At 70.3% G+C, this 15,121-nt stretch carries 10 protein-coding genes and 2 pseudogenes; 9 read left to right on the forward strand and 3 right to left on the reverse strand.

The window, feature by feature from the left end:
• Positions 1-901: 901 nt before the first annotated feature.
• The 3 genes from D456_RS0122900 (at position 902) to D456_RS0122910 (ending at position 4,298) form a co-directional block, all read left to right on the forward strand.
• Positions 902-1,564 (forward strand): hypothetical protein, encoded by a 663-nt coding sequence (locus D456_RS0122900; protein ID WP_017578513.1) that lies wholly within the window; start codon positions 902-904, stop codon positions 1,562-1,564.
• Between the two features lie 400 nt (positions 1,565-1,964).
• Positions 1,965-3,602, forward strand: coding sequence for an AMP-binding protein (locus D456_RS0122905; protein ID WP_026116150.1), 1,638 nt, complete (start codon positions 1,965-1,967; stop codon positions 3,600-3,602).
• Positions 3,603-3,812: 210 nt separating this feature from the next.
• Complete coding sequence (locus D456_RS0122910) at positions 3,813-4,298, forward strand: MarR family winged helix-turn-helix transcriptional regulator (RefSeq protein WP_026116151.1); 486 nt, start codon at positions 3,813-3,815, stop codon at positions 4,296-4,298.
• Positions 4,299-4,317: 19 nt separating this feature from the next.
• Here D456_RS0122910 and D456_RS0122915 read toward each other — a convergent pair whose 3' ends face one another.
• A complete protein-coding gene (locus D456_RS0122915) occupies positions 4,318-5,301 on the reverse strand; it encodes an extracellular catalytic domain type 1 short-chain-length polyhydroxyalkanoate depolymerase (protein WP_017578516.1) in 984 nt (327 codons plus the stop codon).
• A 238-nt stretch (positions 5,302-5,539) separates the two neighbouring features.
• Between D456_RS0122915 and D456_RS0122925 the strand changes: the two genes are divergently transcribed.
• The gene (locus D456_RS0122925; protein WP_017578517.1) at positions 5,540-6,355 is read left to right on the forward strand and encodes a 3-hydroxybutyrate dehydrogenase; all 816 of its coding nucleotides are present in this window, start codon (positions 5,540-5,542) and stop codon (positions 6,353-6,355) included.
• The gene (locus tag D456_RS0122930; RefSeq protein WP_017578518.1) at positions 6,340-8,340 is read left to right on the forward strand and encodes a helix-turn-helix domain-containing protein; all 2,001 of its coding nucleotides are present in this window, start codon (positions 6,340-6,342) and stop codon (positions 8,338-8,340) included. Before D456_RS0122925 ends, D456_RS0122930 begins: the two co-directional genes overlap by 16 nt.
• A gap of 251 nt (positions 8,341-8,591) precedes the next feature.
• On the opposite strand, the pseudogene D456_RS26375 reads toward D456_RS0122930, so the two are convergent.
• Together D456_RS26375 and D456_RS0122935 are read right to left on the reverse strand one after the other, a co-directional pair.
• A pseudogene (locus tag D456_RS26375) lies at positions 8,592-8,822 on the reverse strand (amino acid ABC transporter substrate-binding protein); the annotation flags it as partial.
• A gap of 167 nt (positions 8,823-8,989) precedes the next feature.
• Positions 8,990-10,780, reverse strand: a complete 1,791-nt coding sequence (locus D456_RS0122935) for a PASTA domain-containing protein (RefSeq protein WP_017578519.1) — start codon at positions 10,778-10,780, stop codon at positions 8,990-8,992.
• Between the two features lie 191 nt (positions 10,781-10,971).
• Here D456_RS0122935 and D456_RS0122940 point away from each other — a divergent pair, with 191 nt between their 5' ends.
• The 4 genes and pseudogenes from D456_RS0122940 to D456_RS0122955 form a co-directional block, all read left to right on the forward strand.
• The gene (locus D456_RS0122940) at positions 10,972-11,490 is read left to right on the forward strand and encodes a YbaK/EbsC family protein (RefSeq protein ID WP_017578520.1); all 519 of its coding nucleotides are present in this window, start codon (positions 10,972-10,974) and stop codon (positions 11,488-11,490) included.
• A gap of 341 nt (positions 11,491-11,831) precedes the next feature.
• Positions 11,832-13,868, forward strand: a complete 2,037-nt coding sequence (paaZ, locus tag D456_RS0122945; RefSeq protein ID WP_017578521.1) for a phenylacetic acid degradation bifunctional protein PaaZ — start codon at positions 11,832-11,834, stop codon at positions 13,866-13,868.
• Positions 13,869-14,042: 174 nt separating this feature from the next.
• Complete coding sequence (locus D456_RS0122950; protein ID WP_051049532.1) at positions 14,043-14,540, forward strand: SRPBCC family protein; 498 nt, start codon at positions 14,043-14,045, stop codon at positions 14,538-14,540.
• 199 nt (positions 14,541-14,739) lie between these two features.
• A pseudogene (locus D456_RS0122955) lies at positions 14,740-15,063 on the forward strand (AbgT family transporter); the annotation flags it as partial.
• Positions 15,064-15,121: the final 58 nt, after the last annotated feature.

A 15,121-nucleotide genomic window follows, 5' to 3' on the forward strand; every position in this document is an offset into this window, starting at 1 on the left:
GAGCAACTCTTCGAGTTTACATGTCCCGAGCAGTGCTCGAACCAAGTTCCGAAGAAGAGGTGTTCGTCCGACGGTCGGTTGCGGCCCGGTGTTCGTTCCGCATGTCCGCTCCGTGGCGACTCGGAAAACACTACCCCCCGCCCAGGAGCGGAGCAAACCGAGATCCTGTGCCCCCGCTCACACTGCAAAGCCCGCCCCCCGGGGGCGATTCGCCCCTTCGCAGCGCCGCCACCCGTGCACGCGAGAACGCCCGTCCGGCCGACCCTCCCCTTCGGCCTTCGCGCTCGCGCGCGGGGGTCGACCGGGCACCGTGTGGGGACGGGACCCTCGCCCCCACAGGCCGCGAGGGCCATGACAGAGCCTGTCCACCCCTTCCTCCGACCCCTCCCCGGCGGCTCTTCCCGCCCAGCGGACCGCGTGCCTCACGCGCACCCCACCGGCACCCAGCGCTCAACCGGGTGAGGAAACCACGCCGGCACTCGGCTCACACATGTGACAAGAATGGTGAAACACCCTTGAAGGCCCTTTTTCGCGAACCCCGTTCCTGAATTGACAACAGCACTGGTCGGAGCCTTACCGCGCTGCTTGAAAAACTATTCGGGATTTATATACCCCCAGGTCACAGCCTGACACAGAAGAGGATAAGCACATTTTTCCAGCTCAACCGGCACACTCTGAAAAAGCAACAGAAACACTCTTGAAATGGCTCGGAGCGTGTCCGAGGATGTCGACCACCCGAGGCCGATCAGGATCTCGGGACCCGACGAGGGGCGTGCATCCGTGTACCCCGTCGGCCGACCATCGGACCACCACGGCGACCCATCGGCGCGAATTCCCCGCTCGGTGCCGGGCCACGCCGCTCAGCTGCGTCGGCCCCGGCTTCTCACCACAAGGAGATTCCATGTCGTTCCCGCGATCAGCGGCCCGCCCCGTTCTCGCCCTGGCCGGTGCCGGGGCACTCCTCCTGACCTGGGGCGGCCCTGCCCACGCCCAGCAGGAATCCACCACTGTCGAGCCGGCCGGTGCCGCGTTCTCCGTCTCCCTGGCCGGCGAGGCGACCTTCGAGGCCGGACCGATGACGGTGACCTGCACGGTCTCGGACAGTGCCCCCGGTGACGGCAACAACCTGGTTCCGGACGAGCCCGACAACCACAACCCCGAGGGGGCCGTCACCGGCTCCATCAACGCCCCTGGTTTCGACGACTGCGAGTCCGACCTTCCCCTGGTGGACGTCGAGGTCGATGTCACCGACGCCGTCTGGGACATGTCCATGCAGCACGGTGCGACCACCGTCGGCACGATGCACGTCCCCGCTGCCGGGATCGTGGTGAACACGAGCGGGCTGGCTTCCTGCACCGCGACGGTCAGCCCCGACGCCCCCGTCGGCATCCAGGGCACGTGGACGAACGGCGGGACGGTCTCCACGCTCGGCTTCGACACCACGGCCCCGATCGAGTTGGAGGGCGACACCGCGTGCTCCGACGACGACGAGGCCGTGTTCGAGGCGACCTACGAGGTGACCAACACCGACGACCCGGAGACCCCCATCACGGTCGGTTCGTGACCGGGGCCGACCGTGGGCGCCGTCGGTGCGTGGCCGTCCACGCACCGTGTCCTCGGTGCACGTCCGTGGGCGTCCGGCCGCGGCGACGGGTCGGCTGAACGGGTACCAGCGCCGGGCGCTCGGCCGGTTCACCCCGGTCGTGCGCCCGGCCGTTCTACTCGACGAGGGACCCTCCGGGGCGGACCGTCTCCCCCGGGCCGCTGCAAGTGAGGGCCCGTGCGTTCGGTGGCGGAGCATGTGTGCCCGGATGACAACTACGCACCGGTAGTGACTCACCGCACGCCGAAGAAACCCCATGGGCTCCTCGCCTACGGTCGCAGTACTCCGCGGAGTCACGAGGCGAAGGCTCCCCGGAGGGCGCGGCCCGCTTCGCCCCCGTCCCCGACCCTTCGGAGACACCATGGCAGCAGACGCCGGAAGCGCTCCCGTCCCCTCCCCCTTGCGCCAGACCTTCGAGACGGTGCGGGTCCTGGTCCGCGCGGGGGTGCTCTCCCCCGGGCGTCCGGACAGGATCGTCCGCCAGCTCAAGGCCCTGAGAGCGTGGAGGCCGACCATCGCAGGCGGCTACGCGGCCGCGAACGAACGAACTCCGGGCGCCGTGGCGATCATCGACGAGGACGGGGACTCGACCTTCGCAGACATGAACCAGCGCGGGAAGCAGCTCGCCCAGGACCTGTGGCGGCACGGGGTCCGGGAAGGCACCCGTGTCGGTCTCCTGTGCCGCAACCACAGCGGTTTCGTGCAGGCGATGATCGCGTGCGGACGCCTGGGTGCCGACGTGGTCCTGCTCAACACCGGGCTGGCCACCGCCCAGATCACCGCGGCAGCAGCCGACAACGAGGTGGGTGCGCTGATCGCCGATGCCGAGTTCGAGGAGGTCCACTCCGGGTTGCCGCCTGAGGTTCCTCGGTTCGCGGCCTGGGGCGATCCGTCGTCGGCTCCGAAGGTCCCGTGGCGGCCCGCCGAGGTGCAGGGGGAGGGGTCGGCACCGCCGGCGCGTCCTGGCCGGTTGGTGGTCCTCACGTCGGGGACGACCGGAGCTCCCAAGGGGGCGCGCCGTCCCACACCGAAGGGGCCGCAGGACGCGGCGTCGGTGCTGTCGCGGATCCCGTTGCGGTCCTCGGACCGGATCCTCGTCTCCGCGCCGATCTTCCACACGTGGGGCCTGGCCGGGGTGCAGCTGGGGATGTCGATGCGGGCAACGCTGGTGACGCGCCGGTTGTTCGGACCCGAGGACGTGTTGCGCACCGTCCAGGAGCAGCGGTGCACGGCGTTGTTCGCGGTTCCGGTGATGCTGCGCCGGATCATGGACCTGCCGCGGTCGGTGCGGGAGAAGTACGACACCTCGTCGCTGCGGGTCGTGGCGTGCAGCGGTTCGGCGATGAGCCCGAAGCTGATCACCGATTTCATGGACACCTTCGGGGACGTGCTGTACAACCTGTACGGCTCGACAGAGGTGTCGTGGGCGACGATCGCGGGACCGCAGGACATGCGCAGAGCCCCGACGACGGCCGGCCGCCCCCCGTTGGGGACCCGGGTGGCGATCCTGGATCCCGACGGCAATGAGCTGCCGGCCGGGAGCGAAGGATCGATCTTCGTCGGGAACCACATGTTGTTCGACGGGTACACGAACGGCAGGAGCAAGAAGACGGTGCTGGGGCTGATGGAGACCGGCGACCGCGGTCATGTGGACGGGCACGGGCTGTTGCACGTGGCGGGCCGGGACGACGACATGATCGTCTCCGGCGGGGAGAACGTGTTCCCCCGCCCGGTGGAGGAGGCCGTCGTCGCGATGCCGGGGGTCCGGGAGGTCGCGGTCAAGGGTGTGCCCGACGAGGAGTTCGGGCAGCGTTTCGCGGCGTACGTGGTCCCGCACGACGGCGCGGTGGTGGATCCGAACGCGGTGCGGCTGCAGGTGCGCACCGAGTTGGGCCGGTACTCGGTGCCCCGGGACGTGGTCGTGCTTCCGGAACTGCCGCGCAACGCGACGGGGAAGGTGGTCAAACGACAGTTGCCGGACAGCACACCGGAGGAGTGACCTGCGTCGGCTGCCGTCCGTCCACAGCCTGTGGAAGGTCGATGTCGGCCGGGAGACGTGGTTCCCATGCACGCACATGTGCGCTTCGCCCATTGTGTGGTAGCCGGGCATGTGCAGCATGCGAGAGATCGGACGTCGGCCCTCCTCATGCCGATACGCTGCGGCGTCGCAAGCTTTGACAACGGGTCGGCGGGTCCTACGATGTTCCCGATGTCGGACTGTTCCCCAGCCCCCTCAGGTGACTTCTCCCTTCCGGCCGTGGACGAGCAGATGTGTTTCGCTCTGTACACGGCCTCACGCGCTGTCACCAACCTCTACCGGCCGCTCCTAGAGCCTCTGGGGCTGACGTATCCGCAGTACCTCGTCATGATGTTGCTGTGGGAACGCGGTTCGTGCTCGGTCAAGGAGGTCGGCCACGTGCTGCAGTTGGACTACGGCACCCTCACCCCTCTGCTCAAACGCCTGGAGACCAACGGCCTCCTGGAGCGCGCCCGGGACCCGAGGGACGAGCGTTCGGTACGGATCCTGCTCACCGACGAGGGGGCCCGTATGCGTGCCGATGTCGAGGGCATCCCCGAAGCGATCCGCGAGGTCATCGGGGTCCCGGAGGAGGAGTTCGAGGCCGCCCGCGTCGTGCTGGTGCAGTTGACGCAGAACGTGCTCGCGGGGGAGGCCCGCCTGCCCGAGCGCGACTGAGCGCGCCCGGGCCCGGGTGTTAGGCGATGCCCCAGAACTGCGCGGTGTACGCACTGGCGCAGACCGAGTCCGGGAAGAAGGGGCCGGTGGTCCCGCATCCCTCGTCGGGGGCGACGGGGGTCCCGTGCCCCAGCCCCTCAACGGTGAAGTGGGCAACGGTCGCGCCGTCGGCGGACCCGCCGTAGTACTCGGCAGTGGTGCCGCCGGGCAACTCGGCGGTCTCGTCGGGGCCCCCGGACAGACCGTGGACGTCGGTCCACTGGTCGACCGATGCGTCACCGTTGGTGGGGACGACGGTGGTGTCGGAGCTGCCGTGCCAGACGGCCACTCGCGGCCACGAGGTGTCGCCGTCGTACTCGGCACGCACCTCGTCGCCCCACTGCTCCGGGGTACGGTCCTTGCCGAAGCTCATGCACGTGGTCGCGTCCACCAAGCTCTCGGCACATCCGACGGGGATACCGGCGACCACGTCCCCGCCGGCGAAGACGTCGGGGTAGGCCGCCAGGAGTTCGCCGGCCATGGCGCCGCCGGCGGACAGGCCGGAGACGAAGACCCGGCCCGGGTCCAGGCCGTGGGTGTCGAGGGTGTGGTCGACCATCGAACGGACCGACGCGGCCTCTCCGGAGTCGCGTGCTGTGTCGCCGGGTTCGAACCAGTTGAAGCACGCCTGCAGGTTGTTGGTGCTGTCCTGTTCGGCGTAGGCGAGAGCGAAACCCGACTCGTCGGCCTGCTCGGCCCACCCCGAGTGGGCGTGGTAGGTATCGGCGTCCTGGGAACAGCCGTGCAGGAGCACCACCAGCGGGGCTCCTTCGGCGAGGTCGTCGGGGACGTACGTGTACAGGGAGAGGGTCCCGGGGTCCGCTCCGAAGTCGGGGACGGGGGTGAGGCCGGCGGCCGACGCCCGGGGGGCGTGGGCCGTGACGGTGGTGGCGGTCAGGAGCAGTAGGACCGCTGCGGCCGTCACGATCGTCAGAGGGCTCCGGGACGATACCGGATCGTCCATGAGGGGGCCTTTCGGTCGGTGTCCTGGCTCGGCGAGCGGGGGGCGGCCGAGATCCGTGGGCCCATCCTCGTTCTTCTGTGATACGGGTTACATGGTGGTGAGGTCCAGTGCGCGCACACGGGACCTGTGGGAACCACACAGCTGCACACCACCCATGGCCACGCACCACATGATCTCTCCGGGGAGTATGTGCGGGCCGACCATCCCGCGAGCAGCGTGGGCGACCTAGTTTGCTGCCATGACGACGCACGAGAGCCCCACGGGCAAGCGACGGCATCCCTCCGACCCGGACATCGCGTCCGAGCCCCGGACCGCTTCCGTCGACCTCACCGGTAGGACCGCCCTGGTCACCGGGGCCGCCAGTGGTATCGGACGCGCCTGTGCCCTGCGTCTGGCCGCTGCCGGGGCCCACGTGCGCCTGGTCGACGTCGACGGTGCGGCGCTCACCGGGTTCGGCGTCGGCGAGCCGCTGGAGACCGACCTCACCGACCTCGACGCCGCCGAAGCCGTGGGCCGCGGCGCCGATGTGGTCGTCAACAACGCCGGCGTGCAGACGGTCGCCCCCGTTCAGGACTTCCCCGTCGACCGTTTCTCCCTGATGTTGCGGCTCATGTTGGAGGCGCCCTTCCGAGTGGTGCGCGGTGCGCTCCCGCACATGTACGAGCACGGGTGGGGCCGTGTCGTCAACATCTCCTCGGTGCACGGTCTGCGGGCCTCGCCCTACAAGTCGGCCTACGTCGCTGCCAAGCACGGCCTGGAAGGCTTGTCGAAGGTCATAGCACTGGAGGGCGCCGAACACGGGGTCACTTCCAACTGCGTCAACCCCGGGTACGTGCGCACCCCGCTCGTGGAGCACCAGATCACCGAGCAGGCACGCGCACACGGCGTATCCGAGGAGCAGGTGGTCGACGAGGTCCTGCTGGCACGCAGCCCGGTCAAGCGCCTCGTCGAACCGGAGGAGGTCGCCGAACTGGTGGTCTACCTGTGCGCACGCGAGGCGTCGTTCATCAACGGCGCCTCCCTACCCGTGGACGGTGCATGGACGGCGAGCTGACCCCGGAGGATCCCGGGACCGCGGAGGACCCTTCCGGTCAGGAGGTGTTCCTGGAACTGCTGTTGCGCGACGCCGCAACGGTGGAGTACGAGCGGCCGGTCCTGCGTGCGCGTGCGCGCGGCGCCTCCCAGGAGGAGGTCGCTGAACTGGAGCGGGCCAAGCTCACCGCGTTGCGGGTGCGGACGGTGATGCGGGACCGGCGCCGTCGCGAATACGAACTGAGCGCGTTGTTCGAGACCGCGAACGACCTGGCCGGGATGCGCAGCCTCGACCAGGTCCTGCACGCCATCGTCGAGCGTGCCCGGAACCTGCTCGGCACCGACACCGCCTACCTCACACTCAGTGATCCCGAGAGGGGCGGGACCGCCATGAGGGTCACCTCGGGGTCGGTCTCGGCCTCCTTCCAGCAATTGTGGTTGGAGCCCGCCAAGGGACTGGGCGGACTGGTCGCGACCACCGCGCTGCCGTACGTGACGGCCAACTACTTCGACGACCCCCGGTTCACGCACACCGAGGACATCGACCACGCCGTCCGGGAGGAGGGGCTGGTGGCGATCCTCGGCGTGCCGTTGAAGATGAACGGCCGGGACGTGGGTGTACTCTTCGCCGCCAACCGCCGGGAGCGCCCGTTCGCCCACTCGGAGGTGGCGCTGCTGTCGTCCTTGGCCACACACGCGGCCATCGCGATCGACAACGCCAACCTCATCGCGGACACCCGGCGGGCCCTGGACGAACTGCACACGGCCAACGAGCGCCTGCAGCGGCACACCGCCGCCGTGGAGCGCTCCGCCGAGGCGCACGACAGGCTCGGCGACCTGGTGCTGAGCGGGGGAGGGGTGCGTGAGGTCGCCGCGGCGTTGGCCGAGGTGCTGGGTGGCAGTGTGCTCATCCACGACCGCAACACCGACGTGTCGGTGACCGCCTCCCGGTCCGGGGCGGTCGGGGAGCCGGTACCCGGCGGTGATCCGGCGGTGTCGGAGGAGGCAGAGCTGGCCGAGGCGGTGCGCGCATCGCTGTCAGGGGGCCGGGCCGAGCACGGGGCGGGGGCGTGGGTCGCGGTCGCGGCCGCCGGCGGGGAACCGTTGGGCACGCTGGTGCTGCGCGGTGTGGAGCTGGGCAGCACCGACCAGCGGGTCCTGGAGCGCGCGGCGATGGTCACGGCGTTGCTGTTGCTGATCCGCCGGTCGGTGAGCGAGGCCGAGCACCGGGTGCGCGGCGATCTGCTCGACGAGCTGTTGGAACCGCTTGCGCGCGACCCGGTGTCACTGCGCCGGCGGGCATCGCTGCTCCACGCCGACCTGGACGAACCACATGTCGTGGTGGTCGCCGAGGCCGACGGCGCCGATCCGGGGCGGTTGCGGTCGGCGGCCACGCACGTCGCCGAGACCACGGGCGGGTTGGCCGGGAGCCGGTCGGGGCGGCTGGTGCTCGCACTTCCGGGGTCGGACCCCTCGGGCACGGGGCGCCGGGTGGCTTCGGAGCTGTCCACGGCGGCCAACGGCCCGGTCACCGCGGGGGTGGCCGGGCCGACCGACGGTCCCGGTGCGTTCCGGAGCACCTTCACCGAGGCCTTCCGTTGTCTGCAGACCTTGCGTGCCCTGGGCCGGGAGGGCGACGTGGCCACCTCCGCCGACCTGGGTTTCTCCGGTCTGCTGCTGGGACAGGACCGCGACGTCCCGGGTTTCGTGCACGGCACGCTGGGTCCGTTGCTCGACTACGACCGGCGCCGGGGCACTCTGCTCGTGGATACCCTGCACGCCTACTTCGGGGCCGGGGGCAACCTGTCCCGCGCCAAGGACCGGTTGCACGTGCACGTCAATACCGTCGCCCAGCGCCTGGAGCGCATCGGACAGCTCATCGGCAGCGACTGGCAGCAACCCGACCGTGCGTTGGAGCTACAGCTCGCCCTGCACTTGAACGGTCTCCTCGACCAGGGTGTGGACCTCTTCGGCGACCAGGGCGGAGGTCGGCCCGAACAGGGATGAGTAGTGGTTGTCGTCGGGCATCGCCACGGTCCGCACGGTCGCGGGGAGACCGGACAGCCGTTCGGGGGTGTAGAGCCCGGGGTCTGGTCCATGAGCCCGCGGGCGGACCACATCAACCGGGCGGGGCGGTCCATGCGGTGCACGGCGTCGAGCGCTTCCCCGTAGGTCTGCCGGCCGGGGCGGAAGATGTGGTCGTCGGCGGCGGAGACGGCGGCGTCGGGTTCGCCCGCGTCGTCCGCGTACTCGACCTCGACTGGTCTGCCGTCGATCTCGCCCGTTCCGTCGGTGGCGTGGTCGAGCCCTGCCTCGGACCCTTCGCGGTACTGCTCTCCGTAGGTGGCCAGGGGTCCGGAGGAGGAGTGGACGACACCGGTCTTCACGGTGCCGTCGCCGTCTCCTCCCGCGGCGTCACCGGGTCTCCCACAGGCGGTGGCGGTGACGGCCAGGACACAGGTGAGTGCGGTCAGGGATGTCGTACGCATGCTTCATCCAGTCGGCACCTGCCTGAGCAAAGCCCCGGCGAGGGATCGGTGCCATCACGAAGGTAGATTCGGTGTGAGGTGGTTCGCATGGAGGATCCACACATATTCGACCGCTCAGCGGTGTGTGCGCCCTCCGGGAGGACGCACACACCGACGCAGGGCGTGGGTCAGCAGCTGCCGACCTCTTCCCACACGTCCCACTGATCGGCGACGATCGGTGGGATCGCCCGGATCTCGCCCTGGGCCTCGTAGATGCTGCCCTGGAAGTGCACGCGGTCACCGCTGCTGTAGGTGGCCTCGGGGCCCCATGCGGCGACGCCGCCGCACTCGCTGCCGCCTCCGTCGTCCTGACCGTCCTCGTCCTGGCCACCGTCGTCCCCGGAAGCGGCGTCGTCCTCGGGGCCCTCGGGTTCTTCCTCCTCGGGGCCGGCGGAGACGGTGACGGTGACGGTGTCTTCGTCCTGCAGGACCGATCCGGGTTCGGGGGTCTGTCCGATGACCTCTCCCGTGGGGACGGTGTCGTGGTGGCCGTGGACGACCTCCGCGCCGAGGTTCAGCTCGTCGAGCGTGTCCCCGGCCTCGCCCTGGGGCATGCCGGCGAGGTCGGGGACGATGATCCCCTCGCTGACGGTGACGGTGACAGCGTCCTCGCGGTCGGCCTCCTGACCGGCCTCCGGTTCGGTGGCCAGCACGGTGCCGGGATCGTGGTCGCCCGAGTCCTCCCGCACCACGTCGATCTCCCCGAGACCGGCCTCCTGCAGGGCGGTGCGGGCGTCGTCCTCGCTGCCACCGACCACATCGGGCACGTCGACGTGCTGGGGCCCCTCGGAGACGTGGAGGACGACCTCGTCGCCCTCGACCACCTCGGTTCCGGGCCCGGGCGTGGTCCCCGCGACTCCGCCGGGGTCGATGTCGTTGCTGTAGGCCTCGTCGAGGCCCACCTCGAGGTCGAGGTCGAGCGCGGCCAGTTCGGCCTCCGCCTCGTCCGGGTCGGAGCCGGCGAGGTCGGGGAGTTCGGTACCGCTGCCGCCCACGAGAACCCATCCGCCGGCGAACAGGGCCAGGACGAGTACGCCGGCGGCGACCAGGACGGGGACGCGCTTCCGGAACGGTACGGCGCCCGCGCGCTCTCCCTCCTGTCCTTCCGGTGGTGCGACCACCGGGATGGGCCGGGTGTCCTCGGCCTCCCGGTCCCCGTGGCCCTCGGGCAGGTTCCGCAGCACCTGGTCGACCATGGCCAGGTACTGTCCGGCGTCACGGGGGCGGTGGCGGGGGTCGGGCTCGGTCGCGTTGAAGACCAGCATGTCCAGGTCCGGCGGGATCTCGGGGACGGCCGCGGACGGACGCAGGGGCCGGGTGTCGTCCTCGGGTTCGCTACCGGTCATGAGCGTGTACAGGACCGCGCCCATGTCGTGCACGTCGGAGCGGGCGTCGGGTTCCTGTCCTGTTTCGGTGTCGAAGAACAGCGGGAACCCGGTGAGGCGGACCCGGCCGTTGTCGTCGAGCACGATCCTGTCGGTGCTGATGGCTCCGTGGAGCAGGTCTGCCCGGTGCATGGCTGCGAGCCCTTGGAGGACGTCGGCGACCACGGACAACGCGGTGGCGGGGGAGTAGCGCAGGTACTGGTCGGGTCGGTGGAGGACGTCGGTGAGGGTCTCGCCGGGCGCGAACTCGGTGACGCTGTAGACGTGGTCACCGTCGCGGCCGTGGCCGAGTACGTCGGCCAGTCCGGGGCCGGAGACGGTGCTGAGCGCCTCGGCACGCTCGAGGAACGCGGCGACGGCCCCCTCGTCCTCCTCCAGGCGTGGGTGCAGGACCGTGACCATGACCGTTCGCTCGGTGTGCAGGTCGTGTGCGGTGTAACCCGTCCCCGAAGCATCACTGCGCACACGCCGGCCGAGGACGTAGCGCTCGTGCAGCGTGCCTGCGGGGAGGGGCTCGGGGGACCGGTTGGACATGACCCGGATTGTACGGGGGCACGACCGGACGGATCATCCCTCATCAGTCTGAACACGGACACACTTCCGAGCACGGGAGAAACAGTGGCTCACGGGGCAGCGGGGACCGGGAGCGCGCCGAGACCCGCAGCGCCCGGGGAGCGCGCTCATTACGCTGTGCCCCGTAGGCCACCTCGACGGAAGGGGACCCGATGACGGGCACACTCACCTGGCAGCACGCCGACGACCGCCCCGAGCTCCTGGCCGAGCCCGTGCTCGCCGCCGTCGGGGGCACGGACCGGGTCCGGGTCGCCGAGATCGATCCGGAACTGGCCGACACCGCGCAGTTCTGCGAGCACTACGGCCTGCCCCTGGGCACCAGCGCGAACTGTGTCGTGGTCGCGGCCAAGCGCGCAGGTGAGATCACCTATGCAGCGTGTTTGGTCCTGGCGACCGACCGCGCCGACGTCAACGGGACGATCCGCCGCCACCTGGGTGCCCGCAAGGCCTCGTTCGCCCCGATGGACGAGACGACGGGGGCGACCGGAATGGAGTACGGCGGCATCACCCCGTTCGGGTTGCCCGAGGGGTGGCCCGTGCTCGTGGACGAGGCCGTGGCCGCCGAACCCGAGGTGGTCGTGGGCAGCGGGCTGCGCCGGTCCAAGCTCCTGGTCCCCGGGAAGCTGCCGGCCGAACTGCCGGGTGCGGAGATCCTGCCCCTGACCCGCTGAGCGGTCGGCCCCGTCGAGCGGAGGGGCCGCCCCGTCCCGCGCGGCCGAATGTCGACATGGCGACGTGTGGTTACGGCCCGCCCCGGCTCGGCCTCGGGCACGTCCCGGACACCGCCCCCAGGAGAGCTGTTGCCGGGGCCGGACGCCGGCCGGAGGCTGCGCGCGGTGTCCGTGTTGGACATCCACGGGCCGGGCGGCCTTGCCAGACGTCTGCCCCGCCACCGGAACAGAGCAACAAAAGCCCAGGTGAGAGCGGCCTCGCACACTTGGACCCCATTTACTGACCGATCGTTCTGTAATACGGTACCGGATGTTCCACTGCCCGAGGAGAGGACCTGCACGTGTCCGAAGTACTGGAGAGCTACGCACAGGGGTCCTGGTTCACCCCCGCGGACGAAGGCACGCCCCTGGCCGACGCGAACACCGGGGAGACCGTCGCGCGCATCTCCGCCCGGGGCCCCGACCCGGCCGCGATGATCACCCATGCCCGCGAGGTCGGCGGCCCGGCCGTGCGCGCCCTCACCTTCCACCAGCGCGCCAACATCCTCAAAGAGGTCGCCAAGCACCTCATGGGCCACAAGGAGGAGTTCTACGCCCTCTCCCACCGCACCGGCGCCAACAAGCGCGACACCGCAGTGGACGTCGACGGCGGCTTCGGCACCCTCTTCAGCCTCTCCAGCAAGGGCCGTCGCGAACTGCCCAACTCCACCGTGATCCTCGACGGCGGCCTCGAGCCCCTCGGCAAGGAGGGCACGTTCGTCGCCCAGCACGTGTACACCTCCCGCCCGGGCGTGGCCGTGCAGATCAACGCGTTCAACTTCCCCGTGTGGGGCATGCTCGAGAAGCTCGCCCCGGCCTTCCTCGCGGGCCTGCCCAGCATCGTCAAGCCCGCCGACCAGACCGCCTACCTGACGGTGGCCGTGTTCAGGCGCATCATCGAGTCCGGCCTCATGCCCGAGGGATCCCTCCAGCTCCTCACCGGCACCCACGAGGGCCTCGTCGAGAACCTGGGACCGCAGGACGTCCTGGGCTTCACCGGCTCCGCGGCCACCGGGGCACTCCTGCGCGGCCACCCGAACGTCGTCGACGGCGGCGTACAGCTCACCGTCGAGGCCGATTCCCTCAACTGCTCGATCCTCGGCCCGGACGTGGCCGTGGAGGACCCCGAGTTCGACCTCTTCGTCAAGCAGGTCGTCACGGAGATGACGGTCAAGGCCGGCCAGAAGTGCACCGCGATCCGCCGGGTCCTGGTTCCCGAGGCCATGGCCGAGGCCGTCACCGAGGCACTGAGCGAACGCCTGGCCAAGGTCGTGGTGGGCGCCGCCGACGACCCCGATGCCCGGATGGGCCCGCTGGCCACTCTCGAGCAGCGCGACCGGCTGCGCGAGTCGGTCGAGGCCCTGCGGGCCTCCAGCGATCTGGCCTTCGGCGACCCCGACTCCGTGGAGGTGCACGGCGGCGCCGACGCCGAGTCCGGCGCGTTCGTCTCCCCGGTCCTGCTGCGGGCCCGCCCCGGTGCGCAGGAACCCCACCACGTGGAACCCTTCGGGCCCGTCAGCACCGTGCTCGCCTACTCGTCGGTGAGCGAAGCGGTCGAACTGGCCGCCCGCGGGCGGGGGTCCCTGGTGGGTTCGCTGGTCACCCGCGACGAGGACACCGCACGCGAGATCGTCCTGGGTGCCGCCCCGTGGCACGGCCGCATCCTGGTGCTCAACCGCGACGACGCCAAGGAGTCCACCGGCCACGGTTCCCCGATGCCGGTCCTGGTGCACGGCGGCCCCGGCCGCGCCGGCGGCGGTGAGGAGCTGGGCGGCGTGCGCGGCGTCAAACACCACATGCAGCGCACGGCCGTGCAGGGCACACCCGACATGCTCACCTCGATCACCGGGCACTGGACCACGGGTTCGCGCCGCGACGTCGGCGACGTGCACCCGTTCCGCAAGGACCTGTCGAGCCTGCGGATCGGTGACACGATCTCCTCGGCCGAGCGCACGGTCTCACGCGCCGACATCGACCACTTCGCCGAGTTCACCGGAGACACGTTCTACGCCCACACCGACGAGGAGGCCGCGGCCGCCAACCCGCTGTTCGGCGGGATCGTCGCCCACGGGTACCTGGTGGTCTCGCTCGCAGCGGGCCTGTTCGTGGACCCGGCGCCGGGCCCGGTGCTGGCCAACTTCGGTGTGGACAACCTGCGGTTCCTCACCCCCGTCAAGGAGGGCGAGACCATCAAGGTGACGCTGACCGCCAAGCAGATCACCCCGCGCACCAACGCCGACTACGGCGAGGTGCGCTGGGACGCCGTGGTGACCAACACCGAGGGCGATCCCGTCGCGACCTACGACGTGCTCACCCTCGTCGCCAAGGGCGAGAAGTGAACCGACGGACCTGAGACACGGCCGGCGACAGGTCCACTGAGCGCCGGGCCGGCATGGGACACGACCGCGTCCCGGCCCGAGGACGGTTCGGGCCGGGGCGCTTTTCTTCCGGGGGCGGGGCCGGGTGCCGACGGTGCGGGTTTCGGGGGGTCTGCGGTGGAGAAGGGACCGCACATGGGGAACGAGGCAGGCGCTGCTCGGCGCTCGTGGGTCGTGCGGCGGCCGCAGCGCACCACCACGCTGCGGGTCGTTGAGGACTTCGCGGCCACACCGGAGGACGTCTTCGCCCTGGAGGTGAGCCGGGAGGGGTTCGAGCGTGCGATGCCTCCCGGGGTGGAGGCGGTGTCCTGGCCCGAGCGGTTCGCCCCCGGGGAGGTCCTGGAGATCCGTTGGGGCGCCGCGGGCCTGTACCCGGTGCGCTGGGTCGCGGTCATCGACGCCTTCGAGGAGGGACGCACCTTCACCGACCGCCAGGTGCGGGGCCCGTTCCGGTTCTGGCGGCACACACACCTGGTCGAACCACACGGCAGCGGCACCGGCACCCGACACACCGACGTCGTGGAGTTCAGTACGGGGCTCGGGCCGGTGGGGGACCTGGCCGCGGCGACGGCGATCCGCGGGGGGTTCGGCCCCCGGTTGAAGAAGATGCATGCCGACCTCGCGAACGGTTGACCGAGGCGATCGGCCCACCCGACCAGGGAACACCCACCGCGAAGGCGGTTCTTTGCGGGAGATACGCCTGATCCTGGCCAGTGTTTGACACATCACACCACCCCACTTGCAATGTGGGGACCCAGTCGATGGATCTGCGACCCGTGAACGCAAGGAGTGCCGCGTGACCACATCCGATGCCACGCGCCCCAAGCTGCCCATGCGCATGCTCTTGAGGTCCCTACGAGGGATCGAGCGGGCCGGGAACAAACTGCCGCACCCGTTCTGGCTGTTCATCATCATGGCCGTGCTCGTGATCCTGCTCAGCGCCGCGCTCAACGCCATGAATGTGTCGGCCAAATCCCCGGACGGGGAACGTATCGAGGTCGAGAGCCTGATCTCTGCCGAGGGTATGCAGGTCATCTTCGGCGACGCGGTGGACAACTTCGCGACCTTCCCGCCCCTGGCGATCATCATCGCCGTCATGCTGGGTGTCTCGGTGGCCGAACAGAGCGGCATGCTCAACGCGATGCTGCGGGGCAGTGAGCCTTTCCGGGTAAGCATCGCTCACGTACGGTGACAACACGGGTGGCAAGAGTCCG

The sequence above is a fragment of the Nocardiopsis kunsanensis DSM 44524 genome (assembly GCF_000340965.1).
Taxonomy (GTDB): domain Bacteria; phylum Actinomycetota; class Actinomycetes; order Streptosporangiales; family Streptosporangiaceae; genus Nocardiopsis; species Nocardiopsis kunsanensis.

Excerpts from the sequence above, each read along its gene's own strand:
- D456_RS0122915 (WP_017578516.1), bottom strand. The coding sequence starts at position 5,301 with ATGGACGATCCGGTATCGTCCCGGAGCCCTCTGACGATCGTGACGGCC.
- D456_RS0122950 (WP_051049532.1), top strand. The coding sequence starts at position 14,043 with ATGGGGAACGAGGCAGGCGCTGCTCGGCGCTCGTGGGTCGTGCGGCGG.
- D456_RS0122940 (WP_017578520.1), top strand. The coding sequence starts at position 10,972 with ATGACGGGCACACTCACCTGGCAGCACGCCGACGACCGCCCCGAGCTC.
- D456_RS0122905 (WP_026116150.1), top strand. The coding sequence starts at position 1,965 with ATGGCAGCAGACGCCGGAAGCGCTCCCGTCCCCTCCCCCTTGCGCCAG.
- D456_RS0122900 (WP_017578513.1), top strand. The coding sequence starts at position 902 with ATGTCGTTCCCGCGATCAGCGGCCCGCCCCGTTCTCGCCCTGGCCGGT.
- D456_RS0122910 (WP_026116151.1), top strand. The coding sequence starts at position 3,813 with ATGTCGGACTGTTCCCCAGCCCCCTCAGGTGACTTCTCCCTTCCGGCC.
- D456_RS0122925 (WP_017578517.1), top strand. The coding sequence starts at position 5,540 with ATGACGACGCACGAGAGCCCCACGGGCAAGCGACGGCATCCCTCCGAC.
- D456_RS0122935 (WP_017578519.1), bottom strand. The coding sequence starts at position 10,780 with ATGTCCAACCGGTCCCCCGAGCCCCTCCCCGCAGGCACGCTGCACGAG.
- D456_RS0122930 (WP_017578518.1), top strand. The coding sequence starts at position 6,340 with ATGGACGGCGAGCTGACCCCGGAGGATCCCGGGACCGCGGAGGACCCT.